General features: G+C 65.5%; 15 protein-coding genes and 2 pseudogenes. 10 read left to right on the forward strand and 7 right to left on the reverse strand.

The annotated features are described in order from the left end of the window. The first annotated feature begins 23 nt into the window (after nt 1-23). Complete coding sequence (locus HAP41_RS32405) at nt 24-1,142, forward strand: branched-chain amino acid ABC transporter substrate-binding protein (protein WP_028147453.1); 1,119 nt, start codon at nt 24-26, stop codon at nt 1,140-1,142. A gap of 74 nt (nt 1,143-1,216) precedes the next feature. On the opposite strand, the gene HAP41_RS32410 is transcribed toward HAP41_RS32405, so the two are convergent. After that, nucleotides 1,217-1,603 (reverse strand): response regulator, encoded by a 387-nt coding sequence (locus HAP41_RS32410; protein ID WP_166091430.1) that lies wholly within the window; start codon nt 1,601-1,603, stop codon nt 1,217-1,219. A 195-nt stretch (nt 1,604-1,798) separates the two neighbouring features. Here HAP41_RS32410 and HAP41_RS32415 point away from each other — a divergent pair, with 195 nt between their 5' ends. Together HAP41_RS32415 and HAP41_RS32420 are read left to right on the forward strand one after the other, a co-directional pair. Beyond that, nucleotides 1,799-4,651: a PAS domain S-box protein gene (locus tag HAP41_RS32415; RefSeq protein ID WP_166091424.1), complete on the forward strand. Its 2,853-nt coding sequence runs from the start codon at nt 1,799-1,801 to the stop codon at nt 4,649-4,651. Nucleotides 4,652-4,705: 54 nt separating this feature from the next. Then, nucleotides 4,706-5,694: pseudogene (locus tag HAP41_RS32420) on the forward strand (P1 family peptidase). Nucleotides 5,695-5,906: 212 nt separating this feature from the next. Here the strand turns inward: HAP41_RS32420 and HAP41_RS32425 are convergent. Beyond that, nucleotides 5,907-6,659 carry an EF-hand domain-containing protein gene (locus HAP41_RS32425; RefSeq protein WP_248577247.1) on the reverse strand — a complete coding sequence of 251 codons (753 nt, stop codon included), beginning with the start codon at nt 6,657-6,659 and terminating at the stop codon, nt 5,907-5,909. Here HAP41_RS32425 and HAP41_RS32430 point away from each other — a divergent pair. From HAP41_RS32430 to HAP41_RS32445, 4 genes are all read left to right on the forward strand, one after another. Further along, on the forward strand, nt 6,550-6,789 hold the full coding sequence (locus HAP41_RS32430) for a hypothetical protein (protein ID WP_224580999.1): 240 nt from the start codon (nt 6,550-6,552) through the stop codon (nt 6,787-6,789). The genes HAP41_RS32425 and HAP41_RS32430 overlap by 110 nt on opposite strands. A gap of 164 nt (nt 6,790-6,953) precedes the next feature. After that, nucleotides 6,954-7,655 (forward strand): ribulose-phosphate 3-epimerase, encoded by a 702-nt coding sequence (gene rpe / locus HAP41_RS32435; protein ID WP_085404324.1) that lies wholly within the window; start codon nt 6,954-6,956, stop codon nt 7,653-7,655. A gap of 298 nt (nt 7,656-7,953) precedes the next feature. Then, complete coding sequence (locus HAP41_RS32440; RefSeq protein WP_166091403.1) at nt 7,954-8,133, forward strand: hypothetical protein; 180 nt, start codon at nt 7,954-7,956, stop codon at nt 8,131-8,133. A gap of 22 nt (nt 8,134-8,155) precedes the next feature. Further along, nucleotides 8,156-8,347, forward strand: coding sequence for a hypothetical protein (locus HAP41_RS32445; protein ID WP_166091392.1), 192 nt, complete (start codon nt 8,156-8,158; stop codon nt 8,345-8,347). A gap of 6 nt (nt 8,348-8,353) precedes the next feature. Here HAP41_RS32445 and HAP41_RS32450 read toward each other — a convergent pair whose 3' ends face one another. From HAP41_RS32450 to HAP41_RS32470, 5 genes are all read right to left on the reverse strand, one after another. Then, a complete protein-coding gene (locus HAP41_RS32450) occupies nt 8,354-9,787 on the reverse strand; it encodes a serine/threonine protein kinase (RefSeq protein ID WP_063982397.1) in 1,434 nt (477 codons plus the stop codon). A 6-nt stretch (nt 9,788-9,793) separates the two neighbouring features. Then, the gene (locus HAP41_RS32455; RefSeq protein ID WP_063982396.1) at nt 9,794-10,534 is read right to left on the reverse strand and encodes a metallophosphoesterase family protein; all 741 of its coding nucleotides are present in this window, start codon (nt 10,532-10,534) and stop codon (nt 9,794-9,796) included. 117 nt (nt 10,535-10,651) lie between these two features. Then, on the reverse strand, nt 10,652-11,257 hold the full coding sequence (locus HAP41_RS32460) for a hypothetical protein (protein WP_166091382.1): 606 nt from the start codon (nt 11,255-11,257) through the stop codon (nt 10,652-10,654). Continuing rightward, entirely contained in the window at nt 11,250-11,936 is a 687-nt protein-coding gene (locus HAP41_RS32465; protein ID WP_071912439.1) for a DUF2135 domain-containing protein, read from the reverse strand. Before HAP41_RS32465 ends, HAP41_RS32460 begins: the two co-directional genes overlap by 8 nt. Continuing rightward, nucleotides 11,933-12,703: a MotA/TolQ/ExbB proton channel family protein gene (locus HAP41_RS32470; protein ID WP_028147463.1), complete on the reverse strand. Its 771-nt coding sequence runs from the start codon at nt 12,701-12,703 to the stop codon at nt 11,933-11,935. Before HAP41_RS32470 ends, HAP41_RS32465 begins: the two co-directional genes overlap by 4 nt. A 200-nt stretch (nt 12,704-12,903) precedes the next feature. On the opposite strand from HAP41_RS32470, the pseudogene HAP41_RS32475 reads away from it, so the two are divergent. The 3 genes and pseudogenes from HAP41_RS32475 (at nt 12,904) to HAP41_RS32485 (ending at nt 16,181) form a co-directional block, all read left to right on the forward strand. Beyond that, a pseudogene (locus tag HAP41_RS32475) lies at nt 12,904-14,273 on the forward strand (sensor histidine kinase). Nucleotides 14,274-14,280: 7 nt separating this feature from the next. Further along, a complete protein-coding gene (locus tag HAP41_RS32480; RefSeq protein ID WP_028158452.1) occupies nt 14,281-14,931 on the forward strand; it encodes a response regulator in 651 nt (216 codons plus the stop codon). Between the two features lie 218 nt (nt 14,932-15,149). Then, nucleotides 15,150-16,181 carry an MBL fold metallo-hydrolase gene (locus tag HAP41_RS32485; RefSeq protein WP_166091364.1) on the forward strand — a complete coding sequence of 344 codons (1,032 nt, stop codon included), beginning with the start codon at nt 15,150-15,152 and terminating at the stop codon, nt 16,179-16,181. Nucleotides 16,182-16,187 lie beyond the last annotated feature (6 nt).

Here is a 16,187-nt window from a genome sequence, read left to right on the forward strand (position 1 = left end):
GTCGACCACCCGCGAGGTATCTCATGAAATCACTGAAGCTCATCGGTCTGGCATTCGGCGCGTCGATCGCGCTATCGAGCGCGGCTTTCGCGCAGGATGTCACCGTCGCAGTCGCAGGCCCGATGACCGGCGGAGAGTCCGCCTTCGGCCGCCAGATGAAGAACGGCGCCGAGATGGCCGTGGCTGACATCAACGCCGCCGGCGGCGTCAACGGCAAGAAGCTCGCGCTCAACGTCGAGGACGACGCCTGCGACCCGAAGCAGGCGCGCTCGATCGCCGAGAAGATCGCCGGCGCGAAAATCCCGTTCGTGGCCGGGCACTATTGCTCGTCGTCGTCGATCCCCGCCTCCGAAGCCTATGCCGACGGCAACGTGCTCCAGATCACGCCGGCCTCGACCAATCCGAAGTTCACCGATAGCGGACTCTGGAACGTGGCGCGCGTCTGCGGCCGTGACGACCAGCAGGGCCTGGTCGCGGCGCAGTACATCGCCAAGAACTACAAGGGCAAGAACATCGCGATCCTCAACGACAAGACCACCTACGGCAAGGGTCTCGCCGACGAGACCAAGAAGGCGCTCAACAAGGCCGGCATCACCGAGAAGATGTACGAGTCCTACAACAAGGGCGACAAGGACTTCAACGCGATCGTCTCGCGCCTGAAGCGCGACAACATCGACCTCGTCTATGTCGGCGGCTATCATCAGGAGAGCGGCCTGATCCTGCGCCAGATGCGTGACCAGGGCCTCAAGACGATCCTGATGGCCGGCGACGCGCTCGCCGACAAGGAGTACGCCTCCATCACCGGTCCGGCCGGCGAAGGCACGCTGTTCACCTTCGGCCCCGATCCGCGCAACAAGCCGACCGCGAAGAAGATCGTTGACGCCTTCAAGGCCAAGAACATCGACCCCGAGGGCTATACGCTCTACACCTACGCGGCGATGCAGGTCTGGTCGCAGGCGGCAAAGAAGGCCGGCACCACGGACGCCAAGAAGGTCATGGCGGCGATCAAGGCCGGCAAGTGGGACACCGTGATCGGCCCGATCGAGTATGACGCCAAGGGCGACATCAAGCAGCTCGACTATGTCGTCTACAAATGGGACGCCAAGGGCGGCTACGCCGAGATCAAGGGCAACGGCACCTAAGACAGGATGCCTGACCTTTTAATCGGATCAATCCAACGCCCCGGTTCGCCGGGGCGTTTTCTTTCGCCGTGCGGTCACACGGCTGCGGAGAGTTCGCCGCCCGCCGCAGCCTGGGCCCTGTGGAGCGCTTGCAGGAGATCGTTCGGCCGAAATGGCTTTTGCAGGCATACCACGTCGGCCAGACCAGGCGACTCGCCCATGAAATCCAGCGCGGTCATGCCGGAGACCGCGACGATCGGGAACCCGGGAACTCGCTCGCGAATGGCCGCCATGACGTCAACGCCGCTGGTGTCGGCCAGGAAAATATCGACGATCGCGGCATCGAAAGCGCCCTCGCTGAAGGCTTTCAGGCCCGCTGCGCCGCTCTCGGCTTCGACGACGTCAAAGCGGTTGACCCGAAGCACGATCGCGACCATGGCGCGGACCTCCTTCTGGTCGTCGACAACGAGGACACGGCGCATGGGAACAACTCCCGGATACGTATCATTATTTGGTTCAATTCACCGCAACTGCCCGGCAAGGCAGTATGGGTCTGTCCCGGTAAATCACCTCTTACCAGCTACCTGTTCCAAGTCCCACCCCAAGTTAAATAAGCTGTAACCTTCGGTTGAGTCGCATGCGCTTTCTGTCAGGATGCGCGCCCGGAGCGGGCTACCATGCGGGTAGCGGCTTCCCGGCCGGAAGAGATTGACGTAGGAGGTCATCATGCCGGCTTACGAGAGATCGACGTGCTAGCGCCTAACGACCGAAGCACATTCCTGTCGACCTTGCCGGCTACGCGAAGCGATCGCAGGGCTGCGTTGGCGATCGTCGGCATCTCCGCGATCCTGTTCGCACTGGCGGTACCGTTTGCGGGCTTGCCGCTCGCACAGGTGCCGGCCTTCGTGGCGAGCTACCAGTCGGCGCTCGCGGTCAGCGACATCATCACCGCCGTTTTGCTGCTGTCGCAGTTCGCCGTGCTGCGCAGCCGCGCGCTGCTGCTGCTGTCGATCGGCTATATGTTCACGGCGGGCGCCGCGGTGACCCACGCCCTCACCTTCCCCGGGCTGTTCGCCCCGGCCGGATTGTTCGGTGCAGGCTCACAGACCACCGTCTGGCTCTACATGATCTGGCACGCCGGTTTCCCGCTGTTCGTGCTGGCCTATGCCTGGCTCAAGGACGGCAACGGCGGCAACAGGGTTGCGGGCGCGACGGCTCCCGCGATCGCACTTTCCGTCGCCGGCGTGGTCGTCGCGTTGACCGTCTTCGCCTGGCTGGTGACTGCGCAGCACGGCCTGCTGCCGGTCCTGCTCAAGGACGGCCACTACACCCCCACCATGATCGGCGTGGTGTCGTTCGTGTGGTCCCTGAGCTTCGCGGCGCTGGTCACGCTGTGGTTTCGCAAGCCGCACACGGTGATCGACATCTGGCTCATGGTCACGATGTGCGCCTGGCTGTTCGACATCGCGCTGTCGGCGATCGTCAACGTCGCGCGTTTCGACCTCGGCTTCTATGCCGGCCGGCTCTACGGCCTCTTTGCGTCGAGTTTCGTGCTCGCGGTGCTGCTCATCGAGAACGTGCGGCTCCAGGCCAACACGGCAGGCATGGTCGGCGCGCTGCAGCGGCAGTCGAGCTCGGAGCGGAACTATTATGCCGAGCGCGAGCGGCTGTTCAGCGCCGTCGTCGAGTCCTCCAACGACGCCATCATCACGAAGTCGCTCGACGGCACCATCACGTCCTGGAACAAGGCGGCAGAGCACGTCTTCGGCTACTCCGCCAGCGAGGCGATCGGCCGCCAGGTCGATATCATCATGCCCGAGGGGCAGCGCGAGGAAGTCGCCGAAATGCTGGCCCGCACCCGCAACGGCGAGGTCATCGACCAGCACGAGACCGTGCGGCTGCACAAGAGTGGCCAGCCGATCGACGTCCTGCTGAGCCAGGTCCCGCTGCGATCGACCGACGGCAAGATCATCGGCGCCTCCAAGGTCGCCCGCGACATCACCGAGCGGAAGCGGGCGGAATCCGCCCTCAACCGCGAGATCGAGGAGCGCCAGCGCATCTTCGAGACCTCGCAGGACTTGATCCTCGTGACCGACGGTTACGGCAATTTCATCCAGATCAGCCCGAGCGTGAAGGACATCCTCGGGTACAAGCCGGAGGACATGATCGGGCACAGCGCCATCGAGTTCATTCACCCCGATGACCTCGACAACACCCGCAGCGAGATGCGCGCGGCGCGGCGTGGCGCGGTCAAGCGCAGCTTCGAGGCGCGCTACTACCACTACGACGGTCACGAGGTGACGCTGAACTGGATGGGCACCTGGTCGGAGCCTGTGAAGCGCCATTTCTTCATCGGCCGCGACCTCACCGAGAAGCAGGCCGCGGAGGCCCAGCTCAGGCAGGTCCAGAAAATGGACTCCATCGGCCAGCTGACCGGCGGCGTCGCCCACGATTTCAACAACGTGCTGACCGTCATCACCGGCACGATCGGCATCCTCGCGGATGCGGTGGCCGACCGTCCTGAGCTCGCCGCCATCACCAAGCTGATCGACGACGCCGCCGAGCGCGGCGCGCAACTGACCAAGCACCTGCTCGCCTTTGCCCGCAAGCAGCCGCTCCAGCCGCGCGAGATCGACGTCAATGCGCTGGCGCTCGAGGCCGCCAAGCTGCTGCACCCGACCCTCGGCGAGCAGATCACCATCATGCCGCAGCTCACCGAGGATGCCTGGCCGGCGCTGGTCGACCCGGGCCAGCTTTCCACCGCGATCCTCAATCTCGCGCTGAACGCGCGCGACGCCATGCCGGACGGCGGCACGCTGGTGCTGGAGACCCGCAACATCTTCCTCGACGACGGCTATGCCAGCATGAATCCCGACGTCGTCGCCGGCAGCTATGTGATGATCGCGGTCAGCGACACCGGCACCGGCATTCCACCGGACCTGATGGAGCGGGTGTTCGACCCGTTCTTCACCACCAAGGAGGTCGGGAAGGGCACCGGGCTCGGGCTCAGCATGGTGTTCGGCTTCGTCAAGCAGTCCGGCGGCCACATCAAGATCTACAGCGAGGAAGGCCACGGCACGAGCGTGAAGATCTACCTGCCGCGCTCGAGCGGCGTGCAGGAGAGCGAGTACGAGTCGCTCCAGAACGTGCCCATCGCCGGCGGCGACGAGAAGATCCTGATCGTCGAGGACGACGCGCTGGTACGGCAATATGTCGTGACCCAGATCAAGAGCCTCGGCTATGCCGCGCTCGAAGCCGCCAATGCGGCCGAAGCCCTCACCATCATCGATGCCGACAAGGGCATCGACCTGCTCTTCACCGACATTATCATGCCCGGCCACATGAACGGCCGCCAGCTCGCGGACGAGGCGGTACGGCGGCGTCCCGACCTGAAGACGCTGTTCACCTCGGGCTACACCGAGAACGCCATCGTCCATCACGGCCGGCTCGATTCCGGCGTGCTGCTGCTGGCCAAGCCCTATCGCAAATCCGAGCTTGCCAAGATGCTCAGGACCGCGCTGGCGAGTTGAGCGCGCGGCATCGGTGCGCTATCGCTGATGCCTGAAGCGCATGGAGTGGCGGCCTTGAAAAATCTGCTTACCGATATCGCCGGCGTCCGCGTCGGCCATGCCGAGGATGCGAAAATCGCCTCCGGCACGACGGCGATCATCTTCGATGCCCCGGCGGTCGCGGCGATCGACGTGCGCGGCGGCGGGCCCGGCACGCGCGAGGATGCGCTACTCGACCTTGCCAGCACGGTCGAGCGCGTCGATGCGATTGCGCTGTCCGGCGGCTCCGCCTTTGGCATCGAGACCGGCGGCGGCGTCCAGGCCTGGCTTGCCGAACAGGGCCGCGGCTTCCGGATTCGCGAGGCGGTGATCCCGATCGTGCCGGGCGCCATCGTGTTCGACCTGCTCAACGGCGGTGACAAGGCCTGGGGTCGCTTCGCGCCCTATCGCGATCTCGGTTACGCGGCAGCTGTGGCCGCGGGCCACGATTTCGCGCTGGGCAGCGTCGGCGCAGGCCTCGGCTGTACCACCGCGACCTTCAAGGGCGGCCTTGGCTCAGCTTCAGCGGTCCTGCCCAACGGCATCAAGGTGGCCGCCATCATGGTCGTCAACGCGGTCGGCAGCGCAACCGTCGGCGAGGGACCGTGGTTCTGGGCGGCGCCGTTCGAAGAGAACGGCGAGTTCGGCGGGCGCGGCCTGCCAGCCAAATTCACGCCTGACATGCTGGCGATGCGCATCAAGGGCGGCCCCGCCGCGAGCGCGCGCGAGAACACCACGATCGGCCTCGTCGTCACCGATGCCACGCTGACCAAGGCCCAGGCCAAGCGGCTGGCGATGATCGCGCACACCGGATTTGCCCGCGCCATCTATCCCGTGCATGCCCCGACCGACGGCGACGTGCTGTTTGCGGCTGCGACCTGTGAGAAGCCGATCGAGCCGCTGGTCGGCCTCACCGAACTCGGCACGGTCGCCGCCAACGTGGTCGCGCGCGCGGCGTGTACAGCGCGACGGCGCTGCCGTTTGCGGGAGCATTACCGGCGTGGAAGGACCGCTTCGGCGCGTAAGGGGCACGCGCCTCTCACCACATATCGCGCGTCATCGCCCGGCGAAGACCGGGCGATCCAGTATCCCAGAGACAGTTGTGATTGAACCGAGAAGCCGCGGCGTACTGGATGCCCCGGTCCCGGCTCCGCCAAGGCTACGCCGGGGCCACAAGGGTGCTCGGCCGCCGAAGCTTTAGCGAAGGCGGCAAGCCGGGGCATGACAGCGAGTGGGCTTAGACGCTCATCGACATCGACGCGCCGGCGGTCGCTGAGGCGCCTTGCCCCTGCCCGCCTTGCCGCTGCATCAACTGCGCGAACAGATCGTAGGCCGAATTGCGAGAGGAGCTGGATGCGCCGGGGACCGTCGTCGACATCTTGAAGCCGTCGGCGTAGGTGACGGTGGTAGTGGTCGAGCCGTCGGCGGCGGTCGTCGTGGTCGAGGTCGAGCCACCGCTGGATTGCGACGACGAATCCGATCCATCGCCCGAGCCGCCCGCACCCTGCGCGTGGTGGTGGCCGCCATGGCCGCTCTTCAGCGCCTTCGACATCTCATCCAGGCTGACGCTGCCGTCGGAATTCGTATCCATCTTCGAGAACACGTCGTCGGCCTGCGCGAGGTTGGTGCCGCCGGCCCCCAGCGCGTTCTCGAATTCGGACTTGGTAATCTTGCCGTCGCCGTCCCCGTCGATCTGAGAGAACAGGTCCTTCAGCGCAGCGTCGCGGCTCGTCGAGGTCGAAGACGTCGAGCTCGACGAGCTCGAGCTAGCCGCGCTGCCGGTGCTGTCCGTCGACTGGCTTTGCGCGGCGAACAGCGCGTTCATGGTCTCCGGCGAGATTTGCGGAGTTTTGCCGGCATTGACCGGCGAGGTCGCGCCGCTGGTCGTGCTGCTGCCGCTGTCGATCGCGAACGGATTGATCGGCGCGTTCTGCGAAGACCCCGTGTTCTGGGTCGACGAGGACGATTTCGACTTCGTCAGCGACTGGATCGCGTCGAGCGCGCTCGATACGGCACCAAGGGCAAACAACATTGCACAACTCCAACCGATGCGGCACGCCGCAGCCAATGTTCTGGCGGTGATGTCAGCAAGCGTCGTGCCAGCGCAAAAAGCTCAATGAAATCCGCCTTCGCGACGCCTGGCGCGGCTCGGGAACACCGGCAATTCATGCCGGTCGCGGCAGAAATTTCCGCCCACAGGAAGCACACCACCCCTGCATTGCCCGGCTGGGAGGCCCATGTTAGGCGAGCATCATCTTTCACGGCCGCCACGGGACACCGCGCCATGACCCAAGCCTTCACTCCCCGCCCCCTGGCCATCGCGCCTTCGATCCTGGCCTCGGACTTCTCCAAGCTCGGCGAAGAGGTGCGCGCGGTGGACGCGGCCGGCGCCGACTGGATCCATCTCGACGTGATGGACGGACATTTCGTGCCCAACATCTCCTACGGCCCCGACGTCATCAAGGCGATGCGCCCGCACACCAAGAAGATCTTCGACGCGCATCTGATGATCTCGCCCTGCGACCCCTATCTCGAGGCCTTCGCCAAAGCCGGCTGTGACCACATCACCGTGCATGCGGAAGCAGGTCCCCATCTGCACCGCTCGCTCCAGGCGATCCGCGCGCTCGGCAAGAAGGCCGGCGTCTCGCTCAACCCGGGCACGCCGATCAGCGTGCTCGAATACGTCATCGACCTCGTCGACCTCGTGCTGGTGATGTCGGTCAATCCCGGCTTCGGCGGCCAGGCCTTCATCCCGTCTGCGATCGGCAAGATCCGCGACATCCGCGCGATGACGGCGGGACGTCCGATCGACATCGAGGTCGATGGCGGCGTCGGTCCCGATGTCGCGGGTCCCCTGGCCGCGGCGGGCGCCAACGCCTTCGTCGCCGGCACCTCCGTGTTCAGGGGCGGCACGCAGGAAGCGTACAAGACCAACATCGCCGCGATCCGCAACGCCGCCGCAGGCGCACGCGGCGAAGCGATCTGAAGCACAAGCAACATATTTGCTGAAAAGCTGCGGGTCTTACGGGCGTTGCGACGCGCAATGCCTAAATTGCACCTTGATCCGTACTCCTCCGGGCTTCCCTGATTCGTGCAAATCACCGCTAGTGATTCTTGCCTGTTTTCGCGGGAGCACATCATGACGACGACCCTGGTTTGGACTGGCGTGGCGTTGTGGCTTGGTTTCAGTGCGTTTGTTGTGTTTGGCCCATCGGCCGGACCGGCGAGGGTGCCTGCACGTTCGGCCCGCATCGTCCGTCGCGACTGGTATCGGGCCTGAGCCCATGCAGATCGCGCTCGTGAAGCGTCAGCTAAAGCGCAGGTGCCGCATCCCGCGGCGCCCGCATCCTGACCTCGACTATTTCTTCGGTCGGCTCGAACGCACCGAAGGCGAGAGGCGCGACGACACCGGGCCCGAGATGGCGGACCCGGATCACCCGCTCCGGTCACCGCGCCGGCATTGAATTCTGTTCTGGACCACGCCCGATGAAACCGCACTGCCCGAACTGCCTGAAGGAAATGACCAAGGCATCCGCGTCGCGTAACCTCTTCAATTGCGAGCCCTGCCGCGAGATCATCCAGTATTTCGGCGGCGGCGCGGATCACGGCGAGCCCGGCCCGCAATTCTGCTGGCCGATCCACCGCAAGCGCTCCGTCCACGCCGCCCACGCGGCGTGATCTTTCCTAGCCCCACACGACGCCGGCGTCTGGTTTCGCAGCAGCCATCCGCGGCGGCCGCACCACAGTGACGGTGCAGGCGGCCTCCGAGGCCACCTTGGCCGAGACGCTGCCGAGCAGCGCGCGGCGGAACGAGCTCTGCCGTGCGCCGATGATGACGTGGTCGACCTGATTGACCTCGGCGAATTCCAACAGCGCCGCGGCGGGGTCGACGGCCTCCAGCACGTGAACCGACAGCCGGCTCTCATCCAGCTTGAGCGGCGTCGCCCAATGCCGGAGCGCGACCAGGCGGTCGATATGCTTGTTGGAGCCCTGCTCGTCGAGCGTCCGGTCGATCGCGATGCGGTTGAGCTTGAGCACGTTGACGCAGGCAAGCCGCGCCGACGGCAGCGTCGCGAGAATGCGCTCGGTCGTCACGCGCAGCGCCTCGTTCAGCTCGCCCTCGCCTTCCACCGTGTCGAGCGCGACCGCGAGGATCGGGCTGGAGGCGATTTGCGCGGCGACGTCCGATTTCGCGCGCGGCGCCATGACGCCCAGGTTGAAGCGCCGCCGCCAGGCGACGCTCAAGGGGTCGCGCTTCAGCCGTTCCGAACGCGCGGTGAGCCTGACCTGGTCCGGATGAGCGAGATCGAAGGCGAGCTGGGACGCGGTCGGATAGCGCCGCACCGGCTCGATCTCGAGACAGCGCAGCACCACCTCCTGAAGCCAGGGCGGATAGTCCGCCCGCAATTCGCGCGGCGGATGCGGATCGCGCCACAGCCGGCGACGCATCGCGCGCAGCGTCTCGCCCTCGCCGAAGGGACGTTCGCCGGTGGTGAAGAAATAGAGCAGCACACCCAGCGAGAACAGATCGCTGCGCGGATCGTCGCGCACCCCCAACAGCCGCTCGGGCGCCATGTAGGGCGCGGTGCCATAAGGCAGGCGGAATTCCTCCTGCAACAGGTCCGGCAGATGGTTGTGGTGCGACAGGCCGTAATCGATCAGGACCGCCTCGCCGCTATCGCGGAACATGATGCTGCTCGGCTTGATATCGTGATGGATCACGTTCTGCCGGTGCAGATCAGCCAGCGCGGCGGCGATCTTCGCGACGAGCTGCCGCGCCTCCTCGTATGGGAGCGGCAGATCGGGCAGCCGCTTGTAGAGCGTGGTCCCGGGAATGCGCTCGATCACGGCGTAGGCCTGGTGCGCGAAGTCGCCGGTGCCGAAACACGAGGGCACGTGCGGCCCGGCGAGCCGCGGCAAGATCATCATCTCCATCTCGAACGAGACGATCGCGGCGGGGTCCTCGCCCTCCGACACCCGCGGAATCTTCATCAGCAGCGGCACGTCGATGCCGGGATGGGTGACGGTCCACAGCGTCGCCATGCCGCCGGCATGGACGCATTCACCGATGGTGTAGCCGTCGATCTCGGCGCCTGATTTGACCAGGGATTGCGGCATCGGCCTCTAGCGTCCCTGCGACAGCCGGTCGGCGAGCCAGGGCGGCAGGCCGTTCTCGCGAATCTTGTTCGCCGCGCTCGCGATGTCATAGGGCGCGCGGCAATAGGTGATCTGGCACGACACGGTGTCGAACAGCACGAAGGCTGCGGATGGATCGCCATCGCGAGGCTGGCCCACCGAGCCGAGCACGGCCAGCCATTGCCGCCCGCGCAGCAGCGGCACGGAAACGTCGGTCTTGGGCACGAGGCCCGTCATCTTCGCCGTCACCGACATCGAATAGAGCGCCGGGCGATGGATGTGGCCGCAGAAGGTGACATGGGCGGGCGTCGATATCAGGCTCTTGGCGGCATCCGCCGTCGAACGGACATAGTGCCAGCGCTGCGGGCTCGAGGCCTCCGAGTGGACGTAAAGGCGCTCCTTCTCATCCACCAGCATCGGCAGCTCGGCGAGGAACCGCCGCTGCGCGACGTCGAGCCGCCCGCGCGTCCATTCGATCGCGATCTGCGCCTCCGCATTCATGGCTTCGGTCGTGGTGTTGACCGCCTCGTCATGATTGCCGCGGACGGCGATGGCGCCCTCCCGGACCAGACCCATCACGGTATCCACGACCCATTCCGGATCGGCGCCGTAGCCGACGAAATCGCCGAGCAGGACGAACCGCTCCGCGCCCTTCGCGCGGGCAACCTTCAGGCAGGCCTCGAACGCCTGCCGGTTGCCGTGGATATCCGAGAAGACAGCGAGAAGCACGCACCCTCCACCCCAAAGGCCTTATCGGAAGCCGATAAGGCCAAATTGAGGGACGTCAAGAAGATGCGCCAGTGCGGGTGCGTTTTCCAGCGTGCCCCTGTCGCGATGGTGAAGAGCCTATTGCTCGTCCTTCGGCGGCATCCGGGGCGGCGGAATCGGGGTGAACACCGCTCCTTGCGCGCCGGCGGGTGGTGCCAGGAATTCGCCGGTCGAGGAATCGCCGCCGCTGGTCTCCAGAATGGTCTTGGGCGTCACATATTCCCGGACCATGTCGATCAGGCTGCCATCGCCGCCACCGAAATCGGCGGCGCGGCCGCCTTGCGGATGTCCCAGCGCGATCTCGTTCTCCGCCGCATGGGTCTTGTCGGCCAGTCTGTCATTGTAGGGCACACGAAAGGCGCGCGGGATGCCGCTCGGCCGATTGTCCTCGTCGAGCTGCTCGACCCAGAGATAGATCGAGCCGGGATCGCCCTCCAGCGAATGCGGCTCGACGATGCGGGCCTTCAGCAGCTTGAAGGTCGCCGGCAGCCGTTCGGAACTGGCCCAGCCCAGCAGCCCGCGCATCTCGGTGAAGCTGACGACATAGAAGGCGCTGGTCACGACCACCGCGACGGCCTTCAACGACCAGTGCAGCCGCGCATAGACCAGCACGACCAGCAGCAGCGCGCCGATGACGGCGTAGGCGACCGACAGCGTGAGGATGACCGTTTGCAGGCTAGTCACGGCGCACCCTCGTAGCGTTCTTGCTCACGCCGGTCCTCGGGTCCAGATCGGCGCCGTTGCGCCAGCTGCTCCGGAACGTCTCGAGCAGCGATTTCGGCCTCTGGTCCACATTGACGACCTTGCCTTCCGCATCGATGCGGAACCGCACCGCGGTCTTCTCGTCGCCGGTGTGATCGAGCGTGAACTTGTTGTCGAAGACCACTTGCGCGGTCGGATTGAGTTTTTGTACCTTCACATTGGCCTGGACCGGCTCGCCCGTCGTCGCCACGAAATGCGAGACGTTGACGGTGTATTCGCCGGCGACGATACCGCGCACCGTGACGATCTCCTCGCGGATCGGCGAGGCGATCTTCTTGCCGTTGACCATGATGAAGTCGTTGGCCCCGCCCCGGTCGTCGCGATCGAGCGTGAGGAAGCCGGCTTCGCGGTGGCGATACCAGGCGATGTTGCCGGCGGGATCCTGCACGAACAGGTCGAGATCGTCTGGATGGCTGTCCGGCCAGTCCAGCGTGATCATGAACTCGGCCTTGGAATCGATCTTGCCGTCCTTGGCATCGGGCGACACCGCGAGGAGCGCGAGGAAGAACAGGAAAGCGATCACCTGGAGCGCCTTGAACAGCATCACGCCCAGCGGATCGAACGGCTCCTCGCGTGGATAGAGACCAAAGTCATCCATCATGACGCGGTTCCAGCGCCTTTGCGCTCCAGCACCGGCGTCACATAGGTCTCGGTCAACACCACAGCATCCGAGAACACCCGCTGGGTCGCGGCATCCAGCATGTAATACTGGATGCGGACCAGGATCGAGCCGACGAGGCCTGCGAGCGTCGTGTACATCGCGACCGCCATGCCGTCGCTCATCAGCCCCATCGACGAGCGCATCGCGACCTTGTCGGCGGCGTCCAGCCCCGCGATCGGCGCCAGCATGATGATGAAGCCGATGATGGTGCCGAGCAGGCCGAGCTTCATCAGCGTGTCCGAGACGAAGGCACCGAAGCCGTTGGAGCCGCGCAGCCGGTCGGCCAGCGTTCGCAGCAGCAGCGTCTGGTCGACCGCCCGGTAGTCCTGCGCGGACGCTTTCGTCACGAGGCTCTCGATGTGGTCCCGCACCAGCCCGCGTGGCAGCGCGGCCGCGCTGCCGTCGAGCACCTTGCTGCCCCCGGGCGCCGCGAGCACCGCCCGGCACCGCCGCGCCGCCGCGCCTTCACGGGCGATCGCCCGTGTCCGCAGGAAGCAGTGGCCGCAGGTAAGGACATAGAGCAGCGCGATCACGCTGGAAATGTAGGTGCGGTCGGAGGTCAGCATCAGGCGGATCAGGCCGAAGCGCCACAGCAGCACGACGGCGAAGATCGACAGCCCGGTGAAGATCATCCAAAACAGCAACGCACTGCGCTCGGATGGGTCGGCAGCAGACCCCGCGATCGGTCCAATCGTCATCGAACTCATGCTGCACTGCCCCTGGCTTGCAGGGATTGGCCTGCAACGATTCCACCCCGATTAGATCAAAGCCGCCGCGCGCGGTCCAAAGAGCCATGCCCAATCCGGCTTGGGAAATTTGCCCGAGCTGCAATCCGGCCCAAACCCCGCAATTGGCAAGGCGCGGCGGCGTTGTTAGGCTGACCTTACCAAACGTTGAGGGTGATCGCATGCGCCTCGTGCTTCAGCTTGTCGCCCGTCTGCTTCTCATTGTCGCGCTCTGCCTTGGCGCTGCGACCGTCTGGGCCACGTTCGACGCCTATCGCAGCGTCGACCGGGCGACCGCGGCCTCGGCGCAGCGGGTCGCGCAGGCGCTTCAGGCGCTGTACTGGCACGAGTTCTTGTTGCGCAGCAGCAGAACGCGCGAGCAGCTCTTGCCGGTTCCGGAGTGGCGCACCCTGGAGACGATGAAACTGATCTCGCCCGGCGTCTGCGTCGAGTTCCAGCCGGCCATCGCGTTCGAAAGGCCGCTGTGCGGCCAGAGCGTGGGGCTAGGCAAGACGCCGCCGCACTGGTTCACCGCGATCGTACCCATCTTCCTCGGCAGCCACGCCGAAGTGATAAGGCCCGTCAGTCCCCGCGCGGCAGCCGCCGGAACGGTCGTCGCGACGCCGGATGCCGCAGCGGCCATCTCGCTTGCCTGGGAGTATCTCCTCAACGTGGTCGATGTCGCGCTTCTGATGGCGGCGGCGATCGCGCTCTTGGCGTCGCTTGCCATCGCGCACGCGCTGGCGCCGGCGCGCACCATCGTCGCCGCGCTCCAGCGCATGGCGCGGGGCCAGTATCGCACGAAACTGCCGCGCTTCCGCTCCATGGAGCTGGCGATGATCGGCAGCGCCGTCGGCGAGCTCGGCGGCCGGCTGGAGGAAGCCACCGAACAGCGCGCGGCGCTGACAAGGGGCTGATCGAGATCCGTGACGACGAACGCCGCGCGCTCGCCCGCGAGCTGCACGACGAGTTCGGCCAAAATCTCTCCGCCATCCTCGCCTTCGCCAACACGATCGAGACAGCAAGCGCGAAGGAGAGCAAGGATAACGGAATCGCGCAGGACGCGCGCATGATCTCGCAGGCCACCCATCATCTGATGGCCTCGCTGCGCGATGCGCTCAAACGCCTGCGCAATCCCCTGCCCGAGGAGCTCGGGCTCGAGGCCAGCCTCGTCAATTTGGTGGACAGCTGGCGCTCGCAAAGCGCAGCGCAGCCGACCATCCGGCTCGATCTCAGGGGCGACCTCACCGACATCAGCGGCCCGGCCGCCACCACCGCCTATCGCGTGGCGCAGGAATGCCTGACCAACGCACTGCGCCACAGCTCGGCGCGCGAAATCTCCTTGCGCATCGAGCGGCGCGCCGGTGACGACGACGCGTTACTGATCCGTGTCGAGGACGACGGCGGCGGCGACGCGGCACGCGTGGCGCAGTCGACCGGCTTCGGTCTCACCGGCATCCGCGAGCGGGTCGCGGCGGCCGGCGGATCGCTGTCGATCCTGCCTGCGCGAGGAGGCCTCAGCGTCGCCGCCACCATCCCGCTCGCAGCGTGAGGCCGACATGAGCGAGGTCGCGGCAACAGGCATCTCCGTGCTGCTGGTCGACGATCATCCGATCGTGCGGCAAGGCTACCGGCGCGTGCTGGAGAGCCAGGGCGATCTCCATGTCGTGGCGGAAGCCGACAACGCGGCCGACGCCTACGGCGCCTTCAAGGCGCACGACCCTGATGTCGTCCTGCTGGATATCTCGATGCCCGGCGCGAGCGGGCTGGAGGCGATCCGCAACATCCGCGCGCGCAGCCCGCGGGCGCGCATCCTCGTCTTCACCATGCACAACGAGGCCGTGCTGGTGAAAGCCGCCTTCAGCGCCGGCGCCAGCGGCTTCGTCACCAAGAGCAGCGAACCCTCCGCGGTCGTCACCGCGATCCGCAGCGTTGCGCGCGGCGAGCGCGCCATGAGCGACGACATCGCGCACATTTTGGCCGAGGACAGCCTGTCGGCGGGCTCGGCGCTGGACCAACTGGGTGAGCGCGAGATCGAGATCCTGCGCCAATTCGCCGGCGGCGCGACGACTGAGCAGATTGCTGCTCATCTCAATCTCAGCGTCAAGACGGTGCAGAACTATCATTATTTGATCAAGACCAAGACCGGCGCGCGCACCGACGCGCAGCTCGTGCGGCTGGCCGCGAGTTGCGGGCTGACGCGGATCTAGAGCTTGGCGGCTGGACGCCTATCTGGTTCCGGCCGGCCGCCCCAACGAAGGTCTCCAGTCGCTCTCGGATTGTGCTAGGCTCGATCGCAGCCACGGCATCCGGCACGAGACCGCCGGTGGATGTCTGTTGGGCTCCGATCTTGACGCGAGCCTCCCGGCTCTTTCGAAGCCGCCCTCGTTCCCGTTGTATGTTTTGCATGACAACAGGAGACGCTTCCATGAACATCAGGGACAGTCTTCTTGCCGCACTGATCGCCTTCAACGTTTTCGCGACTGGAACCACCGAGAGCGCAGCAGCCGACGCGAAAGACCAGATCACCATTCTTTATGACGCCTTCGGCACAAATGACGCGATGACAAAGGACTGGGGTTTTTCCGCCCTTGTCGAAGTCGCGGGAAAACGCATCCTGTTCGACACGGGTAACGACCCCGAGATCTTCGCGGCAAACGTGAAGGCCAGGGGCGTCAACCTCTCGGACCTCGACTTTGTCGTTCTTTCGCACCGCCACTCCGATCATATGGCGGGCTTGTCCTACGTCCTGAGCGTCAATCCGACCGTCAAGATCTACGCGCCGAAGGAAGGATTTGGCATCTACGGCTCTTCGCTGCCTTCCGGCTTCTTCCGGAAAGACGAGGCCCTGCCACCGGAGATGCGGTACTACGGAGGCAAGCCCCCAGCGGTGATGAAGTTCGGCTCGGCATGGGCCAACGCAAACTTCGAACTGATCGATCAAACGACCGAGATTGCTCCTGGGATCACACTGATTTCGCTGATCTCCGACGCGCCCGGGACACGAGAACTCAAGGAGCTGTCTCTGGCCGTCAACACCGCAGAAGGCGTAGTCCTTCTGGTCGGTTGTTCGCACCCCGGAATCGAGCGCATTGTCGAAGCGGCGACCGGTATCAATCCCAGGATTCATCTCATCGCGGGCGGATTTCATCTGGTCGTGGCGCCTGACGATGCAATCGCGAAAGTCGTTACCGCTCTCAAGGACAGGTTCAAGGTCGACGCCGTAGCATCGGGGCATTGCACCGGTGAGCCGACTTTTGCCGCGCTCAAGAAGGCGTTCGGCGACAGCTATCTCTATGCCGGCCTCGGCACGTCGATTCCGGTTGGAACGAGTGGGAATGCCAGACGCGGGGAAGGTCCAACGCTTGACGACCTTGCGACATATCGGAAACTGGCCGGGCGCGAAGACCCGTTCGGCATATTGCGGTCGCGCAGCCAGCGGTCGGGATCCGCGCTCTAGCGCGCG

It is taken from the genome of Bradyrhizobium barranii subsp. apii, assembly GCF_011516635.5.
Taxonomy (GTDB): Bacteria; Pseudomonadota; Alphaproteobacteria; order Rhizobiales; family Xanthobacteraceae; genus Bradyrhizobium; species Bradyrhizobium barranii.